1 protein-coding gene is annotated in these 627 nt (G+C 48.6%); it reads left to right on the forward strand.

All coding sequences use genetic code 11. The annotated features are described in order from the left end of the window. Window positions 1-627, forward strand: a 627-nt coding sequence (locus R8O11_RS28875) for a putative manganese transporter (protein WP_318195078.1), incomplete at both ends; no start/stop codon positions are given.

Consider the following 627-nt stretch of genomic DNA (forward strand, 5'->3'; position numbering starts at 1 on the left):
AGCGAGCGCCCACCACCATTGTTGTCAGCATCAAAGCGAGCGATACACGCCTTTAGAGCAACGTGCGATTAATCTTCAAGGCGCATTCTGGAAGTGGTTGATAGTCCCTGCGAGCATCGTTGCCGTACTGACCTCATTCCAAGTGGATATCAATCAGCTACTGAATTTGAGTCCAAGTAGCATTGAATGGCTAGGAGCGATATTTGCGGTGGTCTCCATGTCGTTGTGGGCAATGACAAAAGAGTTGGGAGATTATCAATCGACGGTGTCGGAAGATGAAAAAATCGTTGATTCACACCCGATTCAAAAAGCAGCTCAAGACACCAACTTTGTCAGCGCGTGGGTTATCGTGGCGTTTCTTGCGTTTGAATTAACGACCTATTTTTCAGGCGTTGATTTGGCTGCTACCTTTTCAAATTGGGGCATCTGGATGCCATTGGCTGGCTTAGCCATCGGTATGCTACCAGGCTGCGGCCCACAGATTCTCGTCACTAGTTTGTACATTACTGGTGCCGCACCATTATCCGCGCAGATTGCAAATGCGATTTCTAACGATGGTGATGCACTGTTCCCCGCGATTGCCATGGCTCCCAAAGCGGCATTGATGGCAACGGTCTATTCTTCTAT

It is taken from the genome of Vibrio sp. 1288 (genome assembly GCF_033344475.1).